Genomic DNA, 23,301 nt, shown 5'->3' on the forward strand with positions numbered 1-23,301 from the left:
CCGCCGGCAGCAGTTCGGAGATCATCTCCAGCAACCGGGGCCGCCGAATGTGTGCCAGGGTCGTTTCCGTGCGCTTGAGCATATGCGCCGTGAACTCGCTCAACGAGGCGAATCCCATGACGACCGACAGCACTTCGGCGGCATGACCAACCGTTATGCCCCCATCGAGCTGGAAGGTGTCAGGAAGACTGCCCTCCGGGAGTGCCTGGCGGTGTGCATCGATAGCCGCTCTAGCACGCTTCACGGCAGCCTGGAGGACCTCTGGCGGGGGAGTTCTCGAGCCGCTCGCGGTCGGCTCTGGATCCAAGTGCTCTCAGCCGGGGTGAGTTCCGGGACGTCGGCTGGATGAGTGGCGTGTTCCAGAAACGCGTCAGCCGCTTCGACTGAGGGATTCCAGCGGTGCCGAACCCGGAAAGCGTCACCGCGGCGGCGGACCTCGTAACCGCCGGCCCTGGTGGTGCCGTGCAGGTTGTCGAGCCGGGTCGCTTCCAGGGCCGCGACACAGATGTCCATGGCTTCCTCGTCCCCGCAAGGCCCCTCTCCCACGGGAATCTCGTGATGCCACGTGATGATCCAGGCAAGGACCGACTCCCACGGCACATCGGCGTCAAGCCCCTGAGCGATCTCCATCGCGCGCAGACGGGTCGCGCGCTGGAGCAACGTGAGCAACCGCTCCGGCCCGGACTGCCACCCGGGGAGATCGGGCACTGCTCGTCGTCGACGCTCGATGAAACCCAAGAACTCATCTTCTAGCCTCAACCCGTCACCCCTGAACTCTTCCCCTCACGACATCGAAGGCCCGGCACGGCGAAGGTCGAACACGGTCCCTGTCGTGGCGACCACTCCACCCCCTCCCTCCCCGCCCTCACCGGGATCCTGGTTCTCCGTGCCGCTGGGCACGGATGGGAGCCTTGACCGACTCGGGGACCTGAGTATGCGCGGCGCGCACGGAAGAAGCACGGGCACTGCCGAACGGCTGTCCAGCCGGGTCCGGCCGTGATCCGATGTCTCCGGGGAGTCCGGCGCCTCAGGAGACCAGCGCCGCCTCGGGGGCGGCGAAGCCGCGGGGCAGCAGGACCTGTTCGGAGTCGGCGATGATCCCCGCCGGGTGGCCGTCCAGGGTGGCCGGGCTCTGCGGGCCGCGCATGGGGCACAGCAACCACAGCCCGCGCGGGCGGGTGTGCGCCTCGCGTGCCTCCTGCACCAGGGTGCTCAGCAGCGCACGGCCGGGTGTGTAGCGGGCCAGGGGCGTGGCCCGGTACAACAGCACCACGCCGTCACCCGTGGCGTCCCCTGCCCCAGCGGCGCGCACGCGCTCGCCCAGCCGCCTGAACACCTCGTCCAGCATCCGGTCGAAGTACACCGGACGGGTGTTGTCGGCCTCGAGTACGACCTCCCAGGAGGGACGTCCGCCGGAGGCGTCGATCAACTCGTCCACGACCGCCACGAACTCGGCGGAGACGTCGAAGGGGACCACGCCCGGGAAGCGTCCGAGCGCCTCGGCACTGCGCTCGGTGTCGGTCATCCACGCCTTGACGGCGCGGAAGCCGCCGCGCTCGACCGCCGACTCCAGCCGCGTCCACGCCTGGGCGAAGGCGGTGTCGACCTGGCCCGGGCGGTGTTGGTGCCCGGTGTGGGTGGAGGGCCGGATCGTGGTGAGCTCCGGCTCCAGGAACCAGTACCAGGAGCCCTGTTCCTCGTGCCTGCGCAGCTTGGGGTGCTTGTCGACCAGTAGCTTCCAGAGCCGGTCGTCACTGGGGCTGGGCAGGGAGGGGAAACGGGCCCGTACACGCTCACGGATCTGTTTCGGAGTGATTCCGGGCCTGCCCAGATAACCGATGGCCTGGGTGATCTGCAGGGCCCGCTCCAGGTCCAGGTCCACCGGGTACAGCTCCAGCCGGGGGGTGACCTCCGCGTTGCGCGAGGCCGCCGAGGCCAGGTGCACCAGAGCGGTGTCACTGAACGGATCCATGCCCACCGGCGGCTCGACCGAGCGCAAGGCCTCCCGCACGGCCACCGGTGTGGGCAGCGGGTCACGCGGCCCCAGGTCCACCAGCTCGTCGGCCCTGCGGCCGAGCTGCGCGGCGTGGTCGAAGAGGTCGTCCTCCACCGGCACGAGGGGATCGCCGTCGACGATCTGCGCGGCCAGGACGGACCTGGCGTAGCGGCGGACGATGAAGCGCGGATCGGTGTTCCTGCGCTCCTCGCACTCCACGGCCACCCGCACGGCCGCCAGGGCGTAGGCGCGCCGCGCATCGCCGTCCAGGCTGCTGCCGCGCAGGTTCAACAGCTCGGCCGCGATCTGGCCGACCTCGCGCACGCGTCCGTTGCGGGCCAGGATCTCCACGACGTCGTCACGGACCGGCCCCAGGAGCGAGGCGTTCTTGGCCCAGTGGGCGAAAGCGCGGCCGAGTGCCTGGTCCACGAGGGTCTGGGGCAGACCCAGGCGGGCGGCGACCTCACGGTGTGTGGGCCACCAACCGGTACGCGCGGAGGTGTCCTCGGGGATGCCGACCAGTTCGCGCACCACCCGTACCCACTCACGGTTGGCCTCGGTGGTGGCGGGGATGAACTGGCGGATCACCTGGTCGAGCGTGGCCGTGCGCTTCTCGTCCTCGCCCGCGTCGCGTGGGAGCTTGGCGCGGACCGAGACCGCCTGCTCGGCGACGTCCAGACGCTTGCGCCAGTCGGTCACCGCCTTCACCAGTTCGTTCCGGGTGGTGTAGGAGACCCCGCGTAGTCGGCGCAGTTCGGCGACCGGCCGGGTGAGCAGTTCACCGACCGTGTGGCAGCCCAGGACACGGGTGGCGGTGTCCAGTGCCAGGGGTGTCAGGCCGGCCAGGTGCAGAGCCGTGTCCAGGGCGGCGTTCTCGGCGTTGCGCCTGCGTGTGTCCTCGTCCTCCACGACCGCATCACCGGCCGCGCCCGTGTGGAAGAGCGCCTCCCAGGCACGGCGCATGTCGGACAGGTGGGCGAAGCGTTGGTCCGGACGTCGGTGCAGGGCCCGGTGGAAGAAGGAGGCGAAGGCGGAGCGGTTCGGTTCGGGGAAGGCGTCCTCGGCCAGCGTGGGCAGCTCGACGTCGTCGGCCAGGAACTCCGGGTCGAGTCCGTCCTCGTCCCACACCGGGAGTTCGCCGGTGGCCATCTCGTGCAGGGTCACGGCCAGCGCGTAGCGTTCGGCGGACTCGTCGTAGGGGCGCTCCTCGCCGAGGAAGGGGTCGAGGTAGCCGCGGGTCCCCGCACCAGTGTTCCGGGGCGAGGTCCGGGACAGCGAGAAGTCGAAGAGCACCAGGGCCCGCCCCTGCTTGCGCGTCTCACGGACGCCGAGGTTGGCGGGCTTGATGTCACGGTGCAGGACGTCCTTCTCCTCCAGGTGCTCCACCGCGTCGAACAGGTGCTGTCCGAAGCGAAGCAGCTCACCGGTGGCCAGGGCGCCCTGGCGGGACAGGTAGTCCGAGAGGGTGCTCTCTCCCGCCCGCTCCAGCGGCAGGACGACACGTTCACCGATCCTGCGGATGCCCGCGGCCTGGTCCGCCCCGGTGGGAGCCAGTACCACGATCCGCGGGTTGGAACCCACGGCCCGGAGCGTCTCGGCCTCCCCGTGCAGGGACGAGACGGCGTTCTCTGTGTCCAGCGCGACCTTGTAGACGATCTCCTCGTCCCGGGGCCCGCGCATGAGCAGGGCCCGTGACGTGGCTCCCTTGCCGAGCACCTCCAGGACCTTCCATCCCTGTTCGACCTCGTCACCGCGCCTGGCGGTGAGGGGATCGGTCTTGACCTCGGGAAGAGTCAGGAACTCCTCGACCTCGTCCAGCATGCGCAGGAACACCTGCACCGTGGGCAGCCGGTCGCCGGGGGCGCGGTGGGTGGCCTCCCGCACCAGGGTGTCCATCTGGGGGGTGACGTCGTCACTCACCGCGGCCGGGGTGAGGCAGCCGTGGTCCTGGATCTGCTGGCTCATCTCCCTGCGGTCGCGCCCCGGGGGCCGGCCGGTGAACACCAGGTAGGTCAGGGCGCCGAGGCCGAAGATGTCCTGGGTGGCGGCCCTGCCGCCGTAGTCGGGGAACTCGGGGGCCAGGTACGCCTGAGCCGCAGCCTCCACGTGCGCGGCCAGTACGCGCTCCCCCAGGGCGTTGCCCAGGTGTTCGGTGGCCGAGCCCTGAGCGGCGGAATGGGTGGTGTGGCCCCCGCTGCGCAGACGGATGCTCTCACGCGAGGCCACCTGCCAGTCGGCGATGCGCAGCCTCGGGTAGGAGCCGTCCATCTCCACCCACACGCTGCGCGCCGCCAGGGCACGGTGGAAGAGCCGGTTGCGGTGGGCGTGGTTGACGGCCTCGGCAAGCTGGCGGACCATCTCGAGCCGGGTGTCGATGTCCAGGTCGGCTCCGCGCTCGGCCATGAAGTGGTCGAGGCGCTGCCAGGAGGAGGGGTGGCGGAACGCGATCGCGGGGCCGAGGTTCTCGAGCACGTCGAAGTACTCGGCCTTCACGATGCCCTCGTGGGAGATTCCCTCCAGGGACATGTACTCCCGCTTGGCCGCGCGCTCCACCGACCTGCGCTCGTCCTCGCCCGGAGCCTCGCCGTAGTGGTAGACGCGGACGCGGCTGCGGTCGTTGCCCAACTGAGGGTGCCTGGCCTTGTAGTCGGTCCAGGTGGGGCCGCTCTCGGAGGAGCGCTTCTCCAGGGTGTAGGCGCCCAGCGTGAGTTCGCGGTCCATCGGCTGGGCGCCGATCTCCTGCATGAGGCGGGTGACGTTTCGCAGGAAGCCCGGGCTGAGCCTGCCGGTGGCGGGACGGCTGAGCAAACCGCTCCAGATCCCGTCCAGGTTGGTCTGGCCCTCGAGTTCCTCCCGCCCGAAGACGTTCTCCTTCTGCACATCGTCGAAGTCACAGCGCAGGTTCTCCGCGGAGAGGAAGACGGCCGCCTCGATGAAGGGAACCTGCACGTCGCGCAACTTGAGCTTGTCCACCGCCCAGCGGAGCCGGCCCTTGAGCTCCTTCGCCTTGAGGTCCGTCAGATGCAGGGGGTTGCCGAAGGTCCTGCGACGGTTCTGTTCCTCGAAGGTCCAGTCCGAACCCCGGTTGGTGGCCCGCCCGGGATGGCTCTTGATCTCGATGAGGAAGGCGCCGGTGGGCGTGACGGCGAACAGGTCGCACTCGCGGATGCGATGGTTGCGCGCGGTGAAGGTGAACCCCTGCCAGGCACGGTAGGGCTCGCGGTCGGGGAAGTACGAGCGGACGTGGTCGAGCGCGGACTGCTCCCAGGGGAACTCCGAGGGCTTGCCCCACCATCGGTCGGCCATCCGGCAGCCCCCAGTCCAGTCCTTCGCCCGCTCCAGTGCCCACCCAGCATAGGGGCGCACGGTGGTGGTCACACGTGCCTTTGGTCCTTCGGCTCTGCGACTGGGGCACCCCAGTCAGGGGCACCCCCAGTCGTGACCATATGTCCTCCTTAATGGCTAATCTGAGAATTGACCGTCTCATGGTGTTAAGGACGAACTCAGATCCCATCCCCCCAGGAGGTCCCCCTGTTCGCCGTCCGTATGTCGGCAAGTGAGATGCAGGCCATCCCTGCGGACCGACTGGCCGACAAGGTGCGCGTGGCCGTCAGCTACCAGATACGCAGGGCACCACTGGATTCCGAGGTCAGGTCCTGGGCGAACAGTCTCCCCGCGCTGGCCGAGGACCTGGTGAAGGTAGGGCTCGGCGACGTCGAGGTCCTGGTCGAGTGCCAGCTTCCGGGGAACAACCTGCGTGTGGACGCGATCCTCTGCGGGGTCATGCCCGGTTCGGGAGGGGACAGCTTCGTCGTGGTGGAGCTCAAGCAGTGGAGCGAAGTCTCCGCGGCCACCGACGACCCCGAATCCGTGGACGTCACCGGAGTCCCCGGGCGCATTCGCGGTCACCCCGTTCTGCAGGTGCGCAAGTACTGCGACCACCTTCTCGAGCGTGTGAGCACAGTGGAACGGACGCCGAACAACCTGCGGGGCGTGGTCTATCTCCACAACGCCTCACGCGTAGCCGTGGAGGAGCTGTACCAGCGGCTCCACCCCGAACACGGCCTGGTGTTCAGTGGCAGTGAGCGCGACCGCTTCCACAAGTTCCTGAGCAGTCGTCTGGCGCCCGTGTCGGGAACCGCCAGCGCCGACCGTCTACTGAACTCCCGCGTCCGTCCCGGCAGGGCGACGACCGCCCTGAGCGCGACCCAGATCGCCCGCAGACGCCAGTACCGACTGCTCGCCGAACAGCAGGAGGCGTTCCAACTCGCGCTGCACACCGTGGAACAGTCACGGCAGGACGACCACAAACGCATCGTCGTCGTCACCGGCGGCCCCGGCAGCGGCAAGAGCGTCATCGCACTGGAACTTCTGGGAGAGTTCACCAGACTCGGTTACGGTGTCCAGCACGCGACAGGATCGTACGCGTTCACGGAGACCATGAAGAAGGTGGTCTGCGGCCAGCGGGAGAACGTGGCTTTTCGAAGCATGTTCGGTTACTTCTCCAATTTCGGTGATGCTCGCCGCAACGACCTGGACGTGCTGATCTGCGACGAGGCCCACCGCATACGGGAGCGCTCCGACAACTGGCGCACGCGAAGGGATCTGCGCTCCGACCGGCCCCAGATCGAGGAGTTGGTGAATGCCGCACGCGTCCCCGTGCTCCTGTTGGACGAGAACCAGGTGGTGCGTAAGAACGAGCTCGGCTCTCTACCGGAGATCAGGGCGTATGCCGAGAAACGCGGGCTCGAAGTCCGGCATGTGGAACTCAAGGGGCTGTTCCGCTGCGGGGGGAGCGACGCCTACGACTCCTGGGTCCGCCGCTTCCTGGGCCTGTCCGGGGAACCGCCGTTCGCCTGGCACGATGACGGGGCCTTCACCCTGCGGCTGGCCGACTCCCCCTCAGAAATGGAACGGGAACTACGGCGGCTCAATGACGAACACGAGTCGGCACGCATCACAGCGGGCTTCTGCTGGAAGTGGAGCAAGCCGACCGAGGACGGCAGGCTGGTCCGGGACGTGACCATCGGCGACTGGTCCATGCCATGGAACAACAACGCCGACAAGCCCGTCGACGGCGCCCCGCCCCGCGCGTTCTGGGCGACCGACCCCGCGGGCATCGGTCAGGTGGGCTGCATCTACACGGCTCAGGGATTCGAGTACGACTGGGCCGGCGTCATCATCGGCCCGGACGTCAAGGTCCGCGACGGGCTCCTGACGACCGACAACAGCGCCAACAAGGACCGTGGCGTCCCCCGTGCGTCGCTCACCGAGGAACAGGCCTCCCCCTACATTCGCAACAGCTACAAGGTGCTGCTGACCCGTGCGATGCGGGGCGCGATCGTCTACGCCGTCGATCCCGAGACCCAGGCACACCTGAAGGAGCTGGTCCCGCCTCTCGGAGCCGGGCTCGACCCAGCACCTGCCCCCGTGCGGATGCAGGGCGAGCAGCTGCCGCTGTTCGGCTTCTGAGGACCGTGGCGGAGGAGATAAGGAGTGCTTCCTGAGGCATGCGCCTGAGATCAACGCCTCCACGCATACGCCGACTGCGCTCGGTGACCGGAAGTGGACACGAAGGTGCCCGCTCGTCCCTTTCAGGGAACGCTGAAGGCGACTGCCGACGCGGACCCACGAGGTGAAGCGGTGCCCATTCCCCCCGGGCGAATCCCCTCTCCAGCTTCCGACCACGCGCCCACCGATCCTTTGGCAGCCGTACGCGGCCGTGTGCTGCTACACGTCAAGGGCACGAAGAACGCTCCCCTGGACCACATTGATCCGAGATCGGGAGGAGTGGTCTTCTCGGGGCAGGACGCCGCGAAACGACTCGCCGACTTCGTCACCGTCCAGGGACGGGACGACTGCCCGATGGTCCTCGACCCGTCCGCGTACGAGCGCCACTTCGCGACCGTGGCGGAACCCTTCGCGCTGCGGGAACCGACCCTCTTCCATGACGAAGGGCTCCAGGGAACACTCGAACAGTGGGAAGAGTGCACGGCCGACCTCGTTCTCACGCCCACCAGATACTTGGACGTCGGTGAGAATGGAGCCCGAGCCCTGGAAGAGGCCGTGTCGCAGATCAACGCGACGGACACCAGCCGGGTCGCCTTCGCCGTCCCGGTGGACGCCCGCTGGCTCACCCAGCGCTTGGATGAGCTCGTCTCGCTCCTGCGACGAGTACGCATTCCCAAGGCGCTGATCCTCGGATCCAAGGACAAACCCGCGTCCTCGAAGCAGAACGCACAAGCGTTGAGGCGGATCTTCTCCGAAGTCGAGGAGACCGCGCTCCTGCGGATCGACCTGGCGGCGGTGGATGCCATGGTCCACGGTGCGTCCTTCGCTTCGATCGGCGACACCGCGTCCACACGGCGGGCCTTCCCGCCCGGGGAGAGATCCTTCAATCCGGATCCCAGCGACACCAGTCCCAACGTCCTGGTACCCGATCTCCTGGGCTACTTCCGGGGGTCGACCCTGGCCGACCACTTGCGGGCGGACTCACTCCGGTGCTCCTGTCCGCCGTGCGCGGACTCGGGCGAGAACGAGGGCGCGGGACGTGTCGGCCGCTCTCTCGTCCAGCTCCAGGACTCGGCCGACACCCCGCGGGCCCACGCGCACAACCTGGCGGTGTGGTCGGGGCTCTGGTGGGAGTTGAGCGGTTCACACGTCCCTGCGTGCCGCTCGCGGTGGCGGGAGAAATGCGCCTGCGCCCTCCAGAACCACGAGGAGTACAGCAGGCGCGTGTCCCCGGTCCGGGACAAGTTCAGGCCTTCGAAGGCTCTGGAGTACTGGGCTCAACCGCACCACTGAAAGCTTCCCGGGCACCGCTCTCCAGGACCGTGTGGACGCGTTCGGCCAGCAGCCAGCGCAGAGCGGCTGCGGATTCGGGAACCGTGGTCCGATGAGGGACCAGCACCGCCATGTCCGAGTCGTCCGTCACCGCGAGCCCCACGCCGTAGTAGTCCGCCTCCCACAGCGCTCGTTTGGCGTCGGTACCAAGCGTGGCGCACAGTGCCATCCGCGGAGCCGCCAGCCCTACCAGGCAGGCGCGGTCCAGGGTGTCGAGCCCTTCGTCTCCTCGGATGACGACCAAATCCACATGGACCGGCACGTCAGCAAGCCGAAGCACACGCCGGTTCTGTTTCTTCAGCGCCCATGACGGGATCGCCGGAAGGATCCGGCGTTCCCGTTCCGTGAGGGCGTCGACGGGAATCCATTCACCGAGGGGGAGGCTCTGCAGTACCTGGAAGACACCCAGCCTCGAACCCAGGGGCCTGCTCCCCCAGCGGAGGGCTCTCTGCTCCGGATCGGCGCGGTAGACGACCACGACATCCTCACCGCGCATTCGCAGACCCACGGTGTCCACGTCGTCGGATCCGACGAGGGCGCTCGCGTGCCGGGAATGGAGGTCCATTCCCCTGATGATGGCAGAGAACGCCACAAGCGCGTCAGCGTTCTCCACAGATCCGTCGGTGGACGTGCGGTTCCGTCCACCGACGGGTCACCGTGTCAGCTGGTCGTCCCGGGAACGATCGATGCCAGGAACTCCTGGGTCCCCTCGTCCGTGGAGTAGAGGCGGCACGACCTCATCCCCCGGGTCATCAGCACCCGGTAGGTGTTCTTCGCGAGGTCGAGGTACTCGTCGGTGCTGACGCCCCGCATCGCCTTGTCCCGGCTCTCCTCCGGACGGGCCTCCCAACGGCCCTCGCGGCGGACCAGGTCGGGGCCGAGGATGACACCGGCGTCGTCGTACTCCAGTCCCTGCGCCGTGTAGACGCACCCGACCTGGCGATCGCCCCCGGGCCGGGTGGCCCACAACCAGCTCTCCGGACCGACGAACTCACCGCTCGCGGCGATCGTCTGGTCCTTGCGCAGGTTCCACGGACGCTCCCAGCGCTGCGGCTCTCCGTGCGGTTCGCCCGCCCACTCGATCCGGACACCGGGCAGCGCCTCCCCGAGTCGCACCTCGTCCCATCCCCAGCAGAACCCGGCGCTGATGCGTGCGCTGCGCTCCTCTTCCAGACACGCATCGAGCCACCGCTCCATCTCCGACGGGTTGGAGCTGACGGCCAGGTCGTAGTCGGTCCCGGCCCACGTCCGCGGCTGCTCGTACAGCAGGTCGTCCACCCACGTGTTGAACTCCCGGGAGCCGTTGCAGCGGAAGCTGCCGTTGAGGTTGTGCGTGACCACGTCGAGGGGAGGTGTCGCCTCCTGGGCGAACTCACGGATCTCCCGCTCGGTCACGCCCTCGTTGGGCCGGACCCGCTGGCGCTCGTCGAGGAAGACGACCACGACGCGGACCTCCGACAGGTTCCCCAGGACGTAGGAGCGGAGGCCGCCGCTGCGTTGGTGGTAGCGGTGGACCTCGTCGATGATCATCAGGCTGGAGTCGCGCACCTTGTTCTTCGGCAGCTGGAACAGCGGGTCGGAACCGGCGACCTCCAAGGTCTCCCGCAGGTTGCGTGTCAGGGCGCCGGAGGGCGTCCCGTAGCGGGCGCGCACGTCCGGGTTGTTGACGTAGTCACCGAGCAGCCGCATGGCCAGCGCGGTCTTTCCGCTACCCGGCCCTCCCTGGACCACGATGACGGTGCGACGGCCGCCGTCCAGCGCGCTCTGGACCCGGGCCCGGATGTCGAGGAGGGCGGTCTGCTGGTCACCGACGAGCTTGAACGAGGGTTCGCCTCGCACAGCGGCGGCCACGCTGGCCAGCAGGGATTCGCTCCCACGCCACCGCGCTTCCTCGAAGTGACGGTGTACGCGTTCCTCGAGTTCCTGCACGTCGCCGCACTGGAAGAGCTGCCGCAGGTCCGCCTGGCTCTTCGCGTCGCGCGTCTCCTCCCCGCTCAGCACGGGTACGCGGTAGCCGGAGGGCAGCCGTCCGCTGTCCCGGACGCTGTCGGCCTGGGAGCGGGTCGCGTTGTGGAGGAAGGCCACGCCCCGCACCTCGAGCTCGACCGTGTCCGACCCGAACCACTGGTCGAGGAAGGCCATGTAGCCGGCGGTCTGGGCGAGCGGGTGCGTCCACAGCCGTTCACTGCCGGGCAGACGTACCAGGTTGGTGGCCACGGAGTTCGCTTCGGTCCACTGCTTCAGCTCCACCACGACGGCGATCGCGTCGTCCGTGGCTCGGCTGCCGACGAGCAGGGCATCGATACGGCTCTCGGTGTCGAGGGTGGCGAACTCGAGGTAGACGTAGAGGTTCTCCAGGCCCGCACGGACCAGGGCGTCCATCAACGGGGGCCAGCTGTTGCGCCAACTGCGGATCTCGGACTCACCGGGTTCTCCGAAACCAGCGGCTCGGTAGGCGGATACACAGCGTTCGACGAAGTCGGGCTGCCGCAGCTCCTTGGCCGTGTCACCGACTCGGCCGGCATGGACGAAGCGCAGGGGGGTGGTGGGGGAGGTTTCCGGCATCAGCTCTCTTTCACGTGGGCGATGTTGTGGCGGTGCCAGGAGAAGTAGTCGGCGCTCGCGCCGGTGTGGGCGGTGCAGGTGTCACCGAGGCGCGCGACGGCGGTGGTGAGGTCGGGGGTGTTCGCAGACTGCTCTGCGGGGCGGATCGCCCCGTCCGCGTCGACGTAGACGTAGCCGTGTTCGAAGAGCGAGTCGCAGCCGAGCACGCAGGCGAACATGACGTTGCTGAGGTCTCCGCGCTCTTGACGGGAGGTCACACTGCGCCGCTTGATGTGAGCGGTGTGCACGAGCCGCTTGGGCAGCAGGAGCTGACAGAGGTCGCAGGGAACTTCGTTCCTCCCTGCGAGTTTTCTGCGGCGCAGTGCCTTCTGCTCCGTGCGAGCGCGGACATAGGCCAGACGGTCGGTCACCGGTGGCAGGTCGAGTGCCGCGATGTCCGCGGGGTCGTCGGCATCACCGGAGGCGTCCGCCGCCTTTCCGGCCTGGACGAGTTCCTGCTGCCATTCCCCCAGGACCTTGGCCAGGACCTTCTCCATGAAGGAGTCCTCGTTCGCGGAAGGTATGGCGGTGCAGCTGTTGGTCGCGGAGCGCCGTAGGGCTTCCCATGCGTCGTCGCCGATGTCGGTTCTGCCGACGTCCTTCCATACCTCCAGCACGTCCATTGGCAATCGGTACGGATACGTTTCGTCATCCCAGACCGGGATGTGTGCCTCGTAGAGACCGCCGGTGAGCCGGGTGATGATCAGCTCGGACACCGTGCGTCCCTGTGCCCGCTCCGCCTTGATCCTTCCCAGGCCCAGATAGCCCAGGACCAGGTAGTCCCCCGCGTGAAGGGACTGGAGTACCTCCAGGTGCGACTTGCCCTCCACAGCGCCGGGCTTCCAGCCCCATACCGATTCACGGATCCCGGTGTCGAGGTTCTTCCGCCCCTTCTCACCCACGTACACGAAAACCGTCGCCACGGTCCTCCCCTCTGGCGGGCACGACCCGCGAACTCTAGAACGCTCATATCTGGCATCACGGCAAAATGTCAGCAAGTCGGCATATGGTACGAGTTGCTCACGACGTTCGGAGCCAGTACCGAACAACACCGCGTCCCACCTCGTGTTTCGTGGAGAACCGTTTCCGTCGGCGATGACGCCGTTAGCCTGGTCAGATACGATCTGCGGCCCGACAGGCTTCCGCCGAGGACACGCCTCCACCCGCACGAGTTCCCCTTCGTGCTGCCCTGGAGTGTCTTTGACGGCCTTTCGCCGATCCGCCGCGTCCCTGTCCCGCTTCTCCGAACTCGAGGGGCGGCTCGGCGAGCTCATCGCCGAGCACATGCGCTTCTCGACCGGACGCTCTACCAGCCCGTCGGAGGTTCGCTCCTGGAACCGGAGCCTGCCCGCCCTGGCCGGCGACCTGGTCGACGCGGGCCTGGGCGACGTCGAGGTACTGATGGAGTACCGCCTGCCTCTGTCCGACAAGCGTGTGGACGTGGTGCTCGCCGGTCACCATCCCGAGACGAACGACCACAGCTACGTGGTCGTCGAGCTCAAGCAGTGGAGCGAGGCCGAGTCGTGGGAAGAGGACCCGACCATGGTGCTGGTCCCCCACCAGCCCGGAGGCCCCAAGCTGCATCCCGTCCTGCAGGTGCGCGACTACTGCTCCTACATCGGCGACTTCGTCTCCTCGGTCACCGATCCCGACAAGCAGATCCGGGGCGCCGCCTACCTGCACAACGCCTACGATCCGGCCGTGCGCGACCTCTTCGACCTTCCGCAGGACGGCAACGGCCAGCTCTTCACCGCCCAGCGGCGCGGTGAGTTCCTGGACTTCCTTCGCAGCAGGCTCGCACCGCTTCCGGGTGCCGAGGCCGCGGACCGTCTTCTGGGCGGGAAGGTCCGTCCCAGCCGCCAGTTGATGAAGGTCGCGGCGGCCGAGGTCAAGGAACGGACCCAGTTCACCCTGCTGGACGAGCAGCACACCGCGTTCCGCATGGTCATGCACGCGGTGGAACGGGCCCACGAGGAGGACCGGAAGACCGCCGTCATCATCAGCGGCGGCCCCGGCAGCGGCAAGAGCGTCATCGCCCTGTCCCTGCTCGGCGAGCTCTCCCGCAAGGGGACCAGCACCATGCACGCGACCGGCTCGAAGGCCTTCACCACGACCATGCGCAAGGTGGCGGGGAAGCGCAGCCCGCGGGTGCAGGAGCTGTTCAAGTACTTCAACAGCTTCATGACGTCCTCGCCGAACCAGTTCGAGGTACTGATCTGCGACGAGTCGCACCGCATCCGCGAGACCTCGGCCAACCGCTACACGAAGGCCACTCTGCGTACCGGGAGGGCCCAGGTGGACGAACTGCTCTCGGCGGCCAGGGTCCCCGTCTTCCTCCTGGACGAGCACCAGGTGGTGCGGCCCGGCGAGATGGGCACCATGGAGACCATCCGCCGGCACGCGAAGGACAAGGGGTACCAGGTTCACCAGATCGACCTGGCCGGGCAGTTCCGGTGCGGTGGCAGCGCGCTGTACGAACAGTGGGTCCTGCGCCTGCTCGGCCTCGCCCCCGGCGGGCCGATCCCCTGGGAGGGCGACGAGAACTTCGTCCTGAGTACGGCCTCCTCCCCCACGGAGATGGAGGAGTTCCTGCGTCCGACACTGGAGCAGGGCTACACCGCGCGACTGAGCGCCGGATACTGCTGGCCCTGGAGCAAGGCCGAGAAGGACCGCCCCCTGGAGAACGACGTCCGCATCGGTGACTGGGCCCGCCCCTGGAACAGCCGGCTGGACCGCTGGCTTCCGGGTGTGCCCCCGAGCGCTCTGTGGGCGACGGAGGAGGGCGGCTTCGACCAGGTGGGGTGCGTGTACACGGCCCAGGGCTTCGAGTACGACTGGTCAGGGGTGATCCTGGGACCCGACCTGGTCTTCCGTGACGGCCGACTGGTGGTGGACCACATGGCCAACAGGGATCCCGCCCTGGGGAAGAAGACCACCGACGCCGAGGCCGAGGCGCTGATCCGCAACACGTACAAAGTGCTGCTCACTCGTGGGATGCGGGGCACGGTCCTGTACTCGACGGACCCGGAAACCCAGGAATTCCTGACCCGCCTGGTCGGACGGTAGGAAAGGCCCCACCCGGGCGACCTGTCAGCGATGCCCACCACTGCCCAGAGCAGGGGCTTCCGAGCAATGGTGGGAGCGCAGGCCCCCTACTCTGATCCACCCGCAGATGGGTTCCCTCGCGTGTGTCAGGAACCCACCTGTCTGGGGTTAGCTCTGCGGCCACTGCTCCCGGAGGCGCTGAGCCAGGTCGCGGCGCTCGAAGGCCTCGAGGATGTCGGTCAGGCGCTGTAGCACCGCAGCTTTCTCGTGTCCCTCCAGGCCGGAGAGGAAGGCGTCCAACACGGGGTCTTCCTCGGGTTCCTCGGCTGACGTCGTCCCTCCCGGCCAGGCATGTCCGGTATCAGATCCGGATACCTGACACGGGGACAGCAGATCGAGCGCGGCGCCCGCGACGGCGATCTCGTTCCAGCGCTCCTGGTGCTGCTCGAACCACCACACGCGTGCGACCAGCGGATCGTGGAGCACCTCCTCGCGCAGCTCCTGAACCCGGCGCATGCGCACGCGGTGTTCCTCCCGGGCTACCTCGGCACGGTGCCACACCAGCTGGCGCTGGCGTTCCAGGGCCAGGTCCTCCTCGTGCGCGGTGAGGGCCACCCCGACGCCCAGGTCGTGGATGGTCCGGACGCCGAAGCCGCCGCCCTCGGTCAGCGCGCAGGAGACCTCCGCCTGCGCGCGTCCGTGGTCGCCGAGCGCGAAGTCCGTGCTGCGCCGGGCGGCCTCGCGGATCAAGGCGCCTTGGAGCACGGCCCGGTCGCGGGCGTGTTCGCTGCCCGCGGCCCGGTACCAGACGACCACCAGGTCGAAGGAGGCGTCGAACCACAATCCCTGGCTGCTGGTGGGCAGTCGCGCGGTGAAAGCGAGCCGTTCCTCCACGACGTCGTGGTGGTTCGGGCGTCCCTTGCCCGGCGGGGGACCGAACAGGGTGTGGATTAGCGACATGAACAGTTCTCGGAGCATGGTGTCCTCCTCAGGTCTCGTCGAGGGCGCAGCGCAGTTCCTCCACTGCGGGCGAGGTACGGGTGTGCGCGTGGGACCAGCGGCGCGCGCAGCGCCCGAGCGTGTCGGCGAAGCCCGGATTCCTCGACGCCGCGCCCAGGAGCGAGGCCGGGACGGGTCCGTCCGTGCGGCGCTGGACGGCCAGGGCGTCGAGCCAGGACCACAGCACGGGGTCGGGGCGGACGGCGGACAGGTGGACGGCACACCAGGCGGCGGACACCGTCCCAGGTTCCAGCGCGCCCCGCCGCAGTCCGTTCAGGACCCTGAAGTCCTCGGGGGCCTGAGCCTCCAGCAACCGCAGCAGCGCACGGGCGGCCAGGGTGGAACGCCTGCCGTCACCGTCCACCCACTCCGACACCGCGTCCAGTACCACCGGAAGGTTGCCCGGCTCGGCGGCGATGTCCTCCAGGGCACGTAGGAGGTCCTCCTTCCATGCCTCCTGGGCTTTGCCCGCGAGGTGGCGCAACCGGGTGAGCGCCGTCTTCGGCTGGATCCGCCCGTAGACCCGGCACACCTCCAACACCATCCGGTCGCGCGGTGTCGGCTTGCGTGAGGAGGCGATGCGGTAGAGCCGGTTGCGGATCGGGGCACCCAGTTCCCGGGTGACGGCCGCCTCGGCGATCGCGGGGACGGCGGCCGGTTGCAGGGTGGGCGAGGCGCTCCACTGGTCCAGCAGCGTCTCCAGCGGTGCCGGGTCGCGGTACCGGCGGGCCAGGGTCAGCCAGCGGCGGGCCACCTCCACCCGCTCTCCCCGGGAGAGTGCGGGCGTCGCGGCGCAGGCCCACTCCTGGAAGGAGGCCCGCGCGTCGGGGTGCTCGCGCCACAGGTGGCCCAGGGCGTCGTCGCCGTGGCCGGGGCGGTGGAAGCGGACCCGGTCCTGGTGGAGGTGGGCGCCGATCCCGCTCAGGTACTCGGTGAAGCCGCCGCCCGAGATGGGGGTGGGACGCATCGGGGACACGCCCCACCGTTCGGCCAGTCCGTGGGCGTGGTGGACAACGGTGGGCGAGGGCGCTCCTTCCAGCAGCGCCACGGCCTGGGTGAGGACCCGGAGGAACTCGTTCTCCCGATCGTCCCGGTCATGGGGGAACCAGCCGGGGAGGACGTCGGCGGCGTCGGTGAACTCCTTGAGCGCGCGTTCGATCCAGGCCGTGTGGTCCTCTTCGGCCAGAGGCGCGTGCGGAGAGCTGGTGCGCTCCGCGTCCCGGGCGAGCCGTACCGCGCTGTCCGGTCCGGCACCGGACAGCGCCGCCGCCACACGCGGGTCGGCGGCCCAGCGCCGGGCACGGTCGACGCCGTACAGACCGCCCATGACGTGGCGGAAGACGTCCACGGCGTGTGCCGGGGCGTCGACGCGCAGGCGTGCACGGCACGCGGCGAGCTCCTGTTCCCAGGGGCCGGAGCGGCAGATGACGATGAGGAGGGCGCCAGAGGCACGGACCTTCTCGACCAGTTTCCTGACCGCCGCCCGCTGCTCGGCTCCGGGGCCGCGCAGATCACTCAGATCCATGAAGCGCGGGCGCTCGGAGGACAGGGTGATACCGGCCAGTCCCGCGTCGGCGACGTCGGCGTCGGCGATCACCTCGTCCACGGGTTCACCGGGGCGCAGTGTGGCCAGCGCGTGGATCGCGGCGGAGGTCCGCCCCCTGCCGGGTTCACCGGTGACCAGGCCCAGCCGGTGCCGTGCCAGCTCCTCGGTGAACGCGGTGTACTTCCGGGCATCGCTGGGACAGAAGGTGGCCAGGATCTCCCTGACCCGGTCCGGGCCCAGTTCGGCCGCGTGGCGGAGTCTGCGGGTGGCGGCCTCCCCGAGGAACTCTCGGTACTGGTGGTACTGGTGGACACCTCCGTTGATGCTGTCGGCGCTGACCACCTGGCCCTGGTTGTCCTGGACGGTGTTGCCCGCGGACGGCCCGGACCTGTCGTTGCCGCGCGTTTCCGGCGGAGTTCCGTCCGCGGCGTCGGCATAGGCGTCCGCGTCCCAGGGCTCTTCAGGAGTCATCGGAGCCACCTCCGAAGCTGACACCGCCGTTGACCGTCCCAGCCTGGACGACCTGTCCGCGGTCGTTGTGGCCGACGCTGTTGCCCGTAGTCGGGGTGGACCCGCCCGACGCGGCGGGGACCGGCTTCTCCGGGCGGGCCTGCTCGTCCGGGCGGCCCCGCTCGGCTGCGGCGGCCTCCCCTGGTGACACGTGACCGCCGGGAGCCCACGACGGGGTCGGCACGAACAGGTAGCCCTCGGCCTGGAAGTCCTTGGCGGGCACGGCCGCGTGTACGGGCCGCCAGCGGCTGGCGCGGACGGGGGCGAAGCCGCCCAGGACCACATCCTCGTAGACGCGTCGGGAGATGATGGTGGCCAGCAGGGTGGTGTCGGGGTCGGACTCCCGGAGCGCGGCACGGACGGGCTCGGAGTCCAACAACCGGTGGGTGCTGATCATCGCCTCTCCCATGGCGTCGATGCCGCTGCCGTCACCGGTGTCGGGCAGGGGGCCGACATCGATACTGGCGCGCAGCCGCATGCGCAGGTTCCGGTCGTGCATGGCGAGAAGGGGCTGCACCTGTTCCAGGACCTCCTGCAACTCCTCCAGGAGGGGGCTGATGAGGTAGGGCAGGTGCTCGGGTTCGGCTCCCATCACGTAGCCGTCACCGCTGTGCCGAGGAAAGCGCGCGCCCTTCCACACGGGGAGCATGTCGGCGCGGGTGAACGCCTTCTCCAGCACCTCGGGGATCTTCTGGCCGATGAGCTGCTGGTTGCGGGCACTGCTGGAACTGAACTTCTCCATGTCCACCGCCAGCACGGCGCGGTAGGGCGGAAGGGGCGCGCTCTTGCCGATGCCGGAAAGGTCGATCTCCATCGGGGACTCCTGGGGGTGTGGGGCCCTTCTCTCGGGCCGTGTGGGACCACACTCCTCGCAGCACGCCTCCGGCGGTGTTCAGCTTTGAACACAAGCGATGGGAAGTGTCCGCCGTCACACCGTTTCGTTCTCTCCGGACAGGGCCTCCAGTGCCGCCAGGTCGAGGATCGCCACGTACTGGCGCCCGGTCCGGATGACGCCCCGCTCGCGGAGGGAGGTGTAGGCGTTGTGCACCGAGGTGCGCGACATACCCGCGAACTCGGCGATCTCGCGCTGGGCCAGGGAGATCCTCAACAGGCATCCGCGCGTGGCCGGTGCGCCGCCGTCGGAGACGGGGGCGGGGATGGGCTCCCCCATGACCGAGGCGAGATGAAGCAGTGCGGCGGGCAGCCTGCGTTCGGCGGGAAGGGCCGTCTGCCGCATCCTGATCCGGTCGCCCTCGTCCTGGCGCATGAGGGCGCTGTGCCACAGCACGGGTTCCAGGCCGAGTTCGGCCAGTAGCCGCTGGAAGCGCTCTACGGGAAGGAAGGCCGTGCTGGTCGGGGACAGGGCCGTCACCGTGGCGCTCCTGGGACGCCCCGCCCCGGCAAGCGCGGACTCCCCCAGCATCTCCCCGCAGGTCCGGAAGGCCAGGGGGACGCAGGAACCGTCGGCCCGGACGGAGACGACCTTGGCGCGGCCTCTCACCATGAGGTGGATCCCTCCGCCCACCTCCCCCTGCCGCAGAAGCATCTGCCCTTCGGCGAACGTCCTGGGTACCGCCGATGCGAGCAGGCGCTCCCACTGCCCGTCGGTGACCAGTCCTCCGAAACCGCGCCTGTCCACGCTTTGTCTCCCCTCTCCTCCTGCCTGGGGGTACGGCCAGCAGGGGGATTCTCACAGAGCGTGTCCGGATCGGTGCGGTGGTGGCCGGATCCGGCCACCACCGCGGGCCCCGGCGCGGCGGGGCCCGGACGGGGGTCAGCCCCTGGCGGGCTGCCCGGCCTCGACGGGCAGCCCGGCCTCCACCCAGTCCTGGATGCCCTCGCGGTACTTGCGGACCCGGGTGTAGCCGAGCCCTTCGAGGGCGTTGGCGACGGCCTGGCTGTTACCGCAGGCGGGGTTGGAGCAGTACACGGCGATGAGGGCGTCCTTGTCGGGGAGCAGTTCCGTCGCCCGGCCCGCGACCTCGTCGGCCGTCAACGCGAGGGCGCCGGGCAGGTGCTGCTGCTCGTAGTAGCCGCCTCCCAGGGCGTCGACGACGGTCACGGTCCCGTCGTCGACGTGCTTCCTGAGGTCGTCACGGCTGATCAACGTGGTCATGCCACTCTCCTGAACGGACCATGGTCCGGTTATATGGGCAAAGGAATCGGACCGCAGTCCGCTTACTCTCGACAGAGTAAACGGACCCAAGTCCGTTTGTCTAGTAGGGTGGTGGTGTGAACGACGAACTGCTACAGGTCCTGCGCCGCCCTCCCCGGGAACGCGCCGACGCCGCCCGCAACCGGTCCCGGGTCCTGGAGGCGGCCGGCCGGCTGTTCGCCGAAGGCGGCGTGGCGGCCCTGACCGTGGACGCGGTCGCGCGAGAGGCCGGGGTCGGCAAGGGGACCGTGTTCCGACGCTTCGGCGACAAGTCCGGCCTGGTCTCCGCGCTGTTGGACCAGCGCGAACGCGAGCTCCAGGAGGCCGTCGTCTTCGGCGCCCCTCCGCTGGGCCCCGGAGCGCCCCCGCGCGAGCGGGCGCGGGCCTTCTTCGACGCCTACCTGACGTACCTGGCCGATCACCTGGACCTGGTCAGGTTGTCGGAGACGGCCTCACCGGGAGCCCGCTTCCGCATCGGTGCGTACGTGTTCTGGCACCGGCACCTGGCCCTGCTGTGCGCGGACCGGCCCGACCCCGACCACCTCGCCCATGTGCTCCTGGGGATGGTCGCCGCGGACCTCAACACCGAACTGCTCGCCCAGGACATGGGATGGGACCGCATCCGCGCGGGCGTCGCCTCGGCTGTGGACAGGCTGGTCGATCCCTCCTACTCCCCCTGAGCGCGAACTGCGGATGACCGGCCAGGAACCACGGCGGAGACGAACCACAGGTCCATCCAGGTGGACGCGTGGACGGTCTTTTGGGCAGAGGCCATGGCAGGTTCGCTACTGCTTCCAGGCGGAGCGCAGGCGGGTGAGCTGGGAGCGGATCACCGTGCCGCGCATGTGGCTGAGGTTGAGCGGCGGGTCCAGGAGGGCGAGCACCTCCTGCTCCAGTGCGCCGAGGGCGTCGGCGTCGGTGACGGGTACGGGGACGACCCGGAGGTGCTCCTCCATCCAGGCGGAGAGCGCGTCCTCGTTGCCCGGCCGCACCCCCAGCGAGGCAGCGAGCACGGCCGCCAGGCTCAGCCGGAAGGTCGAGAACCCGGCGGATCCGGCCAGGTGCATACCGACCAGCCGCTCGTACAGCGTGTTGCGGGACCGCCCACCGCTCGGCCAACGCGTCGCTCCGGCCTGTCCCGCGTAGACCATCCCCTCCTCGATCTGCGCCGCCAGTCCGCTACTCAGGTCGCGTTGCGCAGCTGGGTGCGGACCGTCTGCGGACTGATGTCCGGATAGTGCCTGGCGAACCAGGCGAGCACCGGCTCGCTGGTGAGGGGCTGGTCGAGCCCGCGGACGCACTGGGCGAGGAGTTCACGAACCGGAGCGTGGTACTTCATTCCGTCTCACAGGGGCCCGGGGGATGTCCCGACGATACCTGTCAGCTTCCACGCCCGTCCGAGGCGGTGGTGGATCGGTTCGACGCAGGCCCCAGGCCCCGGGCACTCACCGGTTCGAGGGCGAGCCGCAGCACTTCTTGTACTTGCGGTCCGAGCCGCACCAGCAGGCCTCGTTGCGGCCGGGCGGCCACGACCGGAGCCTCGGGTCGTCCTCGGTGAGCTCCAGTTCCGCCCAGTCCAGGGCGGTCTCGCCGTCCGCCGGGCCCAGGCCGAGCCGTTCGGTGAACTCCGCGATCTCCTCCACACCGTGCAGTACCACGCTCCACCGCGCCCCGGGGTGCTTGCGGGCCCGCTCCCGCAGGGTCCGCTCAGCAGCGCGGTAGTAGGCGTCGGCGCCGTGTTCGGCGGCCTCCCCCGTGAGCAGTCCCCGGTCGCGGGCCTCGTCGAAGGCCTCACGGGAGTAGAGCGCCTCCACCTCCCGGTCCGGCCCGTCCCCCTCCGGCTCCTCCTCCGGCCCGGCCCCGCCCTCCTCGCCGGAGAACTCCAGTGCACCCTCCACCTGCCGCCGGGCCACGGCCATGGCCACGTCGTCGTGCGCGTCGAGTGGCAGCCCCAGCTTCATCCGTGCCAGCAGACGGCTGACGAGCGGGGCCAGGGAGAGGTCGCTCTCGTCCGCGAGCTCCTCCGGTGGTTCGGCGAGCAGTCGCCGGGCGGCGACGTTGTGGCAGTGCAGCGCCTCGTCCCACCGTTCCAGCTTCTGGAGGTCCTCGCCGAGGATCTGGGCGGGGCCCTCGGCCAGGTGGCCGGGCCGGAGCAGTTCGGCGGTGATCCGCTCCGCCTCGGCCTCGTCCCGCACTCCCCGGCCCTCGCGCAGGAGCCTGGCCAGCCGGACGGAAGCGTGCTGACGGTCCTCCGGAGCGGGGGCGTGGTCGCGCACGGTCTCCAGCAGGCGTCGGGCCTGGTCGCCCCTCTCCGTACGGTCCAGGTCAGCGACGGACTCCATGAGGAGGCTGCCCGCGCGCTCGGGATCGTCGGTCATGTCCTTCAGGAGGCGGTCGGACAAGCCCAGTTCTCGGAGCGCGGCCATCAGGGAGGCGCCGTCACTGGCGGGGGCGGTGGCGGGGTCGTGGTCGGTCATGGCCCCAGCCTAGGGTTCGCCCACACGCTGGTCAGCCCGTTTCCGAGGGCCGGTGGCTCCATGAGGTTCCACGGGCCCCGGTCAGGCCGCCTCCTCCGCCGCACAGGGGCCGCCTCCTCCGCCACGCCGGAATCTCCTTCTCCGGCACACGGCGGTGCGGGCACCGCCCGGACGCCCGGCCCGGTCCCTTCGGCCCCGGGTCCGACGCGGACTCACTCGGACTCCTCGTCCAGTTCACGCCAGCGCACGGACGACACCTCCGGCTCCAGGCTGAGCCTGCGAACGAGTTGTTCCATCACCTCGTCCTGGTGTCCGCTGAAGACGATGTCGGCGTAGACGGTCATCGAGTCCTCGTCGCCGTCGGAGCGGCGGCAGTCCAGGGAGCGCAGTGTGTACTCGGTCTCGGACAGGGCCTGGAGCAGCAGGGCACGCACGTGGGTGTCCTGGGAGTCCGTGCACACGACCCGGATCCGGTAGACGGTGTCGGTGTCCGGGGTCTCGGCGTTGGAGCGCTTCTGCAACCGCCGGGCGACCGGGCGCAGCAGGATGTTGGCGCCCACCACCGTCACCGCACCCATCGCCGCGCCCACGTAGAGGCCGCTCCCGGCCAGGACTCCGACGGCCGCCGCGCACCAGATGGTCGCCGCCGTGTTGATGCCGCGGATGTTGATGCCGTCGCGCAGGATGACGCCCGCACCGAGGAAGCCGATGCCCGACACCACCTGGGCCGCGACACGGGTGGGGCTGACCTCGTCGACGGTGTTCGCGGCCAGCAGCACGAACAGCGCCGAACCCACCGAGACCAGCGCGTTGGTCCGCAGGCCCGCCATGCGCGCCCGCCACTGGCGTTCGACACCGACCAGCGCTCCCAGGGCGAACGCGCAGCCGAGCCGCAGTGCGAACTCCCACCATTCCAGCACCCGCGCCACCCCCACAGATCTCTCGTCCGGTCCGCGTCGAGGAGGACCGTGCCGGGCCGTACAGGGCGGCGGCTTCCCGAGGCGTACCCGAAGGAGTCGCACCGCACCCGCCGGCACTGGCACGGCTACCCCCGACGTTCCCGCGTACACTCCCGGCCCCACATACACCCGCGCATATGTGAAGTGGCCCAACCACGGGATTGTTC

At 69.4% G+C, this 23,301-nt stretch carries 18 protein-coding genes; 4 read left to right on the forward strand and 14 right to left on the reverse strand.

Annotated elements, in window-relative coordinates:
* Positions 1–240: 240 nt before the first annotated feature.
* Together NOSIN_RS11270 and pglW are read right to left on the reverse strand one after the other, a co-directional pair.
* Complete coding sequence (locus tag NOSIN_RS11270) at positions 241–738, reverse strand: hypothetical protein (RefSeq protein ID WP_143832922.1); 498 nt, start codon at positions 736–738, stop codon at positions 241–243.
* Positions 739–1,027: 289 nt separating this feature from the next.
* Positions 1,028–5,374: a BREX system serine/threonine kinase PglW gene (gene pglW / locus NOSIN_RS11275; RefSeq protein WP_236743348.1), complete on the reverse strand. Its 4,347-nt coding sequence runs from the start codon at positions 5,372–5,374 to the stop codon at positions 1,028–1,030.
* A gap of 183 nt (positions 5,375–5,557) precedes the next feature.
* On the opposite strand from pglW, the gene NOSIN_RS11280 reads away from it, so the two are divergent.
* Together NOSIN_RS11280 and NOSIN_RS11285 are read left to right on the forward strand one after the other, a co-directional pair.
* A complete protein-coding gene (locus NOSIN_RS11280; RefSeq protein WP_077693542.1) occupies positions 5,558–7,468 on the forward strand; it encodes a DUF2075 domain-containing protein in 1,911 nt (636 codons plus the stop codon).
* A 93-nt stretch (positions 7,469–7,561) separates the two neighbouring features.
* The gene (locus NOSIN_RS11285) at positions 7,562–8,800 is read left to right on the forward strand and encodes a hypothetical protein (RefSeq protein ID WP_236743349.1); all 1,239 of its coding nucleotides are present in this window, start codon (positions 7,562–7,564) and stop codon (positions 8,798–8,800) included.
* Here the strand turns inward: NOSIN_RS11285 and NOSIN_RS11290 are convergent.
* From NOSIN_RS11290 to NOSIN_RS11300, 3 genes are read right to left on the reverse strand one after another with little or no spacing between them, the layout of a single operon-like run.
* Positions 8,754–9,452, reverse strand: coding sequence for a hypothetical protein (locus NOSIN_RS11290; protein WP_236743350.1), 699 nt, complete (start codon positions 9,450–9,452; stop codon positions 8,754–8,756). The two genes, NOSIN_RS11285 and NOSIN_RS11290, sit on opposite strands and share 47 nt — an antisense overlap.
* A 47-nt stretch (positions 9,453–9,499) precedes the next feature.
* The gene (locus tag NOSIN_RS11295) at positions 9,500–11,404 is read right to left on the reverse strand and encodes a DNA/RNA helicase domain-containing protein (protein WP_077690693.1); all 1,905 of its coding nucleotides are present in this window, start codon (positions 11,402–11,404) and stop codon (positions 9,500–9,502) included.
* Positions 11,404–12,366, reverse strand: coding sequence for a hypothetical protein (locus NOSIN_RS11300; RefSeq protein WP_077690694.1), 963 nt, complete (start codon positions 12,364–12,366; stop codon positions 11,404–11,406). Before NOSIN_RS11300 ends, NOSIN_RS11295 begins: the two co-directional genes overlap by 1 nt.
* A 271-nt stretch (positions 12,367–12,637) precedes the next feature.
* Between NOSIN_RS11300 and NOSIN_RS11305 the strand changes: the two genes are divergently transcribed.
* The gene (locus tag NOSIN_RS11305; protein WP_236743351.1) at positions 12,638–14,509 is read left to right on the forward strand and encodes a DUF2075 domain-containing protein; all 1,872 of its coding nucleotides are present in this window, start codon (positions 12,638–12,640) and stop codon (positions 14,507–14,509) included.
* 147 nt (positions 14,510–14,656) lie between these two features.
* On the opposite strand, the gene NOSIN_RS11310 is transcribed toward NOSIN_RS11305, so the two are convergent.
* The 5 genes from NOSIN_RS11310 to NOSIN_RS11330 all read right to left on the reverse strand — a co-directional run bounded on the left by NOSIN_RS11310 (position 14,657) and on the right by NOSIN_RS11330 (position 19,659).
* A complete protein-coding gene (locus tag NOSIN_RS11310) occupies positions 14,657–15,466 on the reverse strand; it encodes a hypothetical protein (protein WP_077690696.1) in 810 nt (269 codons plus the stop codon).
* Positions 15,467–15,476: 10 nt separating this feature from the next.
* Positions 15,477–17,504, reverse strand: a complete 2,028-nt coding sequence (locus tag NOSIN_RS11315; RefSeq protein ID WP_077690697.1) for a hypothetical protein — start codon at positions 17,502–17,504, stop codon at positions 15,477–15,479.
* Complete coding sequence (locus NOSIN_RS11320) at positions 17,494–18,357, reverse strand: hypothetical protein (protein WP_077690698.1); 864 nt, start codon at positions 18,355–18,357, stop codon at positions 17,494–17,496. The genes NOSIN_RS11315 and NOSIN_RS11320 overlap by 11 nt, the downstream gene beginning before the upstream one ends.
* A 114-nt stretch (positions 18,358–18,471) precedes the next feature.
* A complete protein-coding gene (locus NOSIN_RS11325) occupies positions 18,472–19,182 on the reverse strand; it encodes a Crp/Fnr family transcriptional regulator (protein ID WP_077690699.1) in 711 nt (236 codons plus the stop codon).
* 135 nt (positions 19,183–19,317) lie between these two features.
* On the reverse strand, positions 19,318–19,659 hold the full coding sequence (locus tag NOSIN_RS11330; RefSeq protein WP_077690700.1) for a rhodanese-like domain-containing protein: 342 nt from the start codon (positions 19,657–19,659) through the stop codon (positions 19,318–19,320).
* Between the two features lie 116 nt (positions 19,660–19,775).
* On the opposite strand from NOSIN_RS11330, the gene NOSIN_RS11335 reads away from it, so the two are divergent.
* Positions 19,776–20,378: a TetR/AcrR family transcriptional regulator gene (locus tag NOSIN_RS11335; RefSeq protein WP_077690701.1), complete on the forward strand. Its 603-nt coding sequence runs from the start codon at positions 19,776–19,778 to the stop codon at positions 20,376–20,378.
* A gap of 105 nt (positions 20,379–20,483) precedes the next feature.
* Here the strand turns inward: NOSIN_RS11335 and NOSIN_RS11340 are convergent, their stop codons facing one another.
* The 4 genes from NOSIN_RS11340 to NOSIN_RS11350 form a co-directional block, all read right to left on the reverse strand.
* Positions 20,484–20,849, reverse strand: coding sequence for a GIY-YIG nuclease family protein (locus NOSIN_RS11340; RefSeq protein ID WP_077690702.1), 366 nt, complete (start codon positions 20,847–20,849; stop codon positions 20,484–20,486).
* A gap of 32 nt (positions 20,850–20,881) precedes the next feature.
* Positions 20,882–21,037, reverse strand: a complete 156-nt coding sequence (locus tag NOSIN_RS27190; protein ID WP_170293643.1) for a DUF7669 domain-containing protein — start codon at positions 21,035–21,037, stop codon at positions 20,882–20,884.
* Positions 21,038–21,143: 106 nt separating this feature from the next.
* Positions 21,144–22,175 carry an SEC-C domain-containing protein gene (locus NOSIN_RS11345; RefSeq protein WP_077690703.1) on the reverse strand — a complete coding sequence of 344 codons (1,032 nt, stop codon included), beginning with the start codon at positions 22,173–22,175 and terminating at the stop codon, positions 21,144–21,146.
* 212 nt (positions 22,176–22,387) lie between these two features.
* Positions 22,388–23,095, reverse strand: coding sequence for an MgtC/SapB family protein (locus NOSIN_RS11350; RefSeq protein WP_077693545.1), 708 nt, complete (start codon positions 23,093–23,095; stop codon positions 22,388–22,390).
* Positions 23,096–23,301: the final 206 nt, after the last annotated feature.

It is taken from the genome of Nocardiopsis sinuspersici (genome assembly GCF_001998325.1).
GTDB lineage: Bacteria > Actinomycetota > Actinomycetes > Streptosporangiales > Streptosporangiaceae > Nocardiopsis > Nocardiopsis sinuspersici.

Excerpts from the sequence above, each read along its gene's own strand:
- NOSIN_RS27190 (WP_170293643.1), bottom strand. The coding sequence starts at position 21,037 with ATGAAGTACCACGCTCCGGTTCGTGAACTCCTCGCCCAGTGCGTCCGC.
- NOSIN_RS11340 (WP_077690702.1), bottom strand. The coding sequence starts at position 20,849 with ATGGTCTACGCGGGACAGGCCGGAGCGACGCGTTGGCCGAGCGGTGGG.
- NOSIN_RS11315 (WP_077690697.1), bottom strand. The coding sequence starts at position 17,504 with ATGACTCCTGAAGAGCCCTGGGACGCGGACGCCTATGCCGACGCCGCG.
- NOSIN_RS11330 (WP_077690700.1), bottom strand. The coding sequence starts at position 19,659 with ATGACCACGTTGATCAGCCGTGACGACCTCAGGAAGCACGTCGACGAC.
- NOSIN_RS11295 (WP_077690693.1), bottom strand. The coding sequence starts at position 11,404 with ATGCCGGAAACCTCCCCCACCACCCCCCTGCGCTTCGTCCATGCCGGC.
- NOSIN_RS11320 (WP_077690698.1), bottom strand. The coding sequence starts at position 18,357 with ATGGAGATCGACCTTTCCGGCATCGGCAAGAGCGCGCCCCTTCCGCCC.
- NOSIN_RS11280 (WP_077693542.1), top strand. The coding sequence starts at position 5,558 with ATGCAGGCCATCCCTGCGGACCGACTGGCCGACAAGGTGCGCGTGGCC.
- NOSIN_RS11345 (WP_077690703.1), bottom strand. The coding sequence starts at position 22,175 with ATGACCGACCACGACCCCGCCACCGCCCCCGCCAGTGACGGCGCCTCC.
- NOSIN_RS11310 (WP_077690696.1), bottom strand. The coding sequence starts at position 15,466 with ATGCTCCGAGAACTGTTCATGTCGCTAATCCACACCCTGTTCGGTCCC.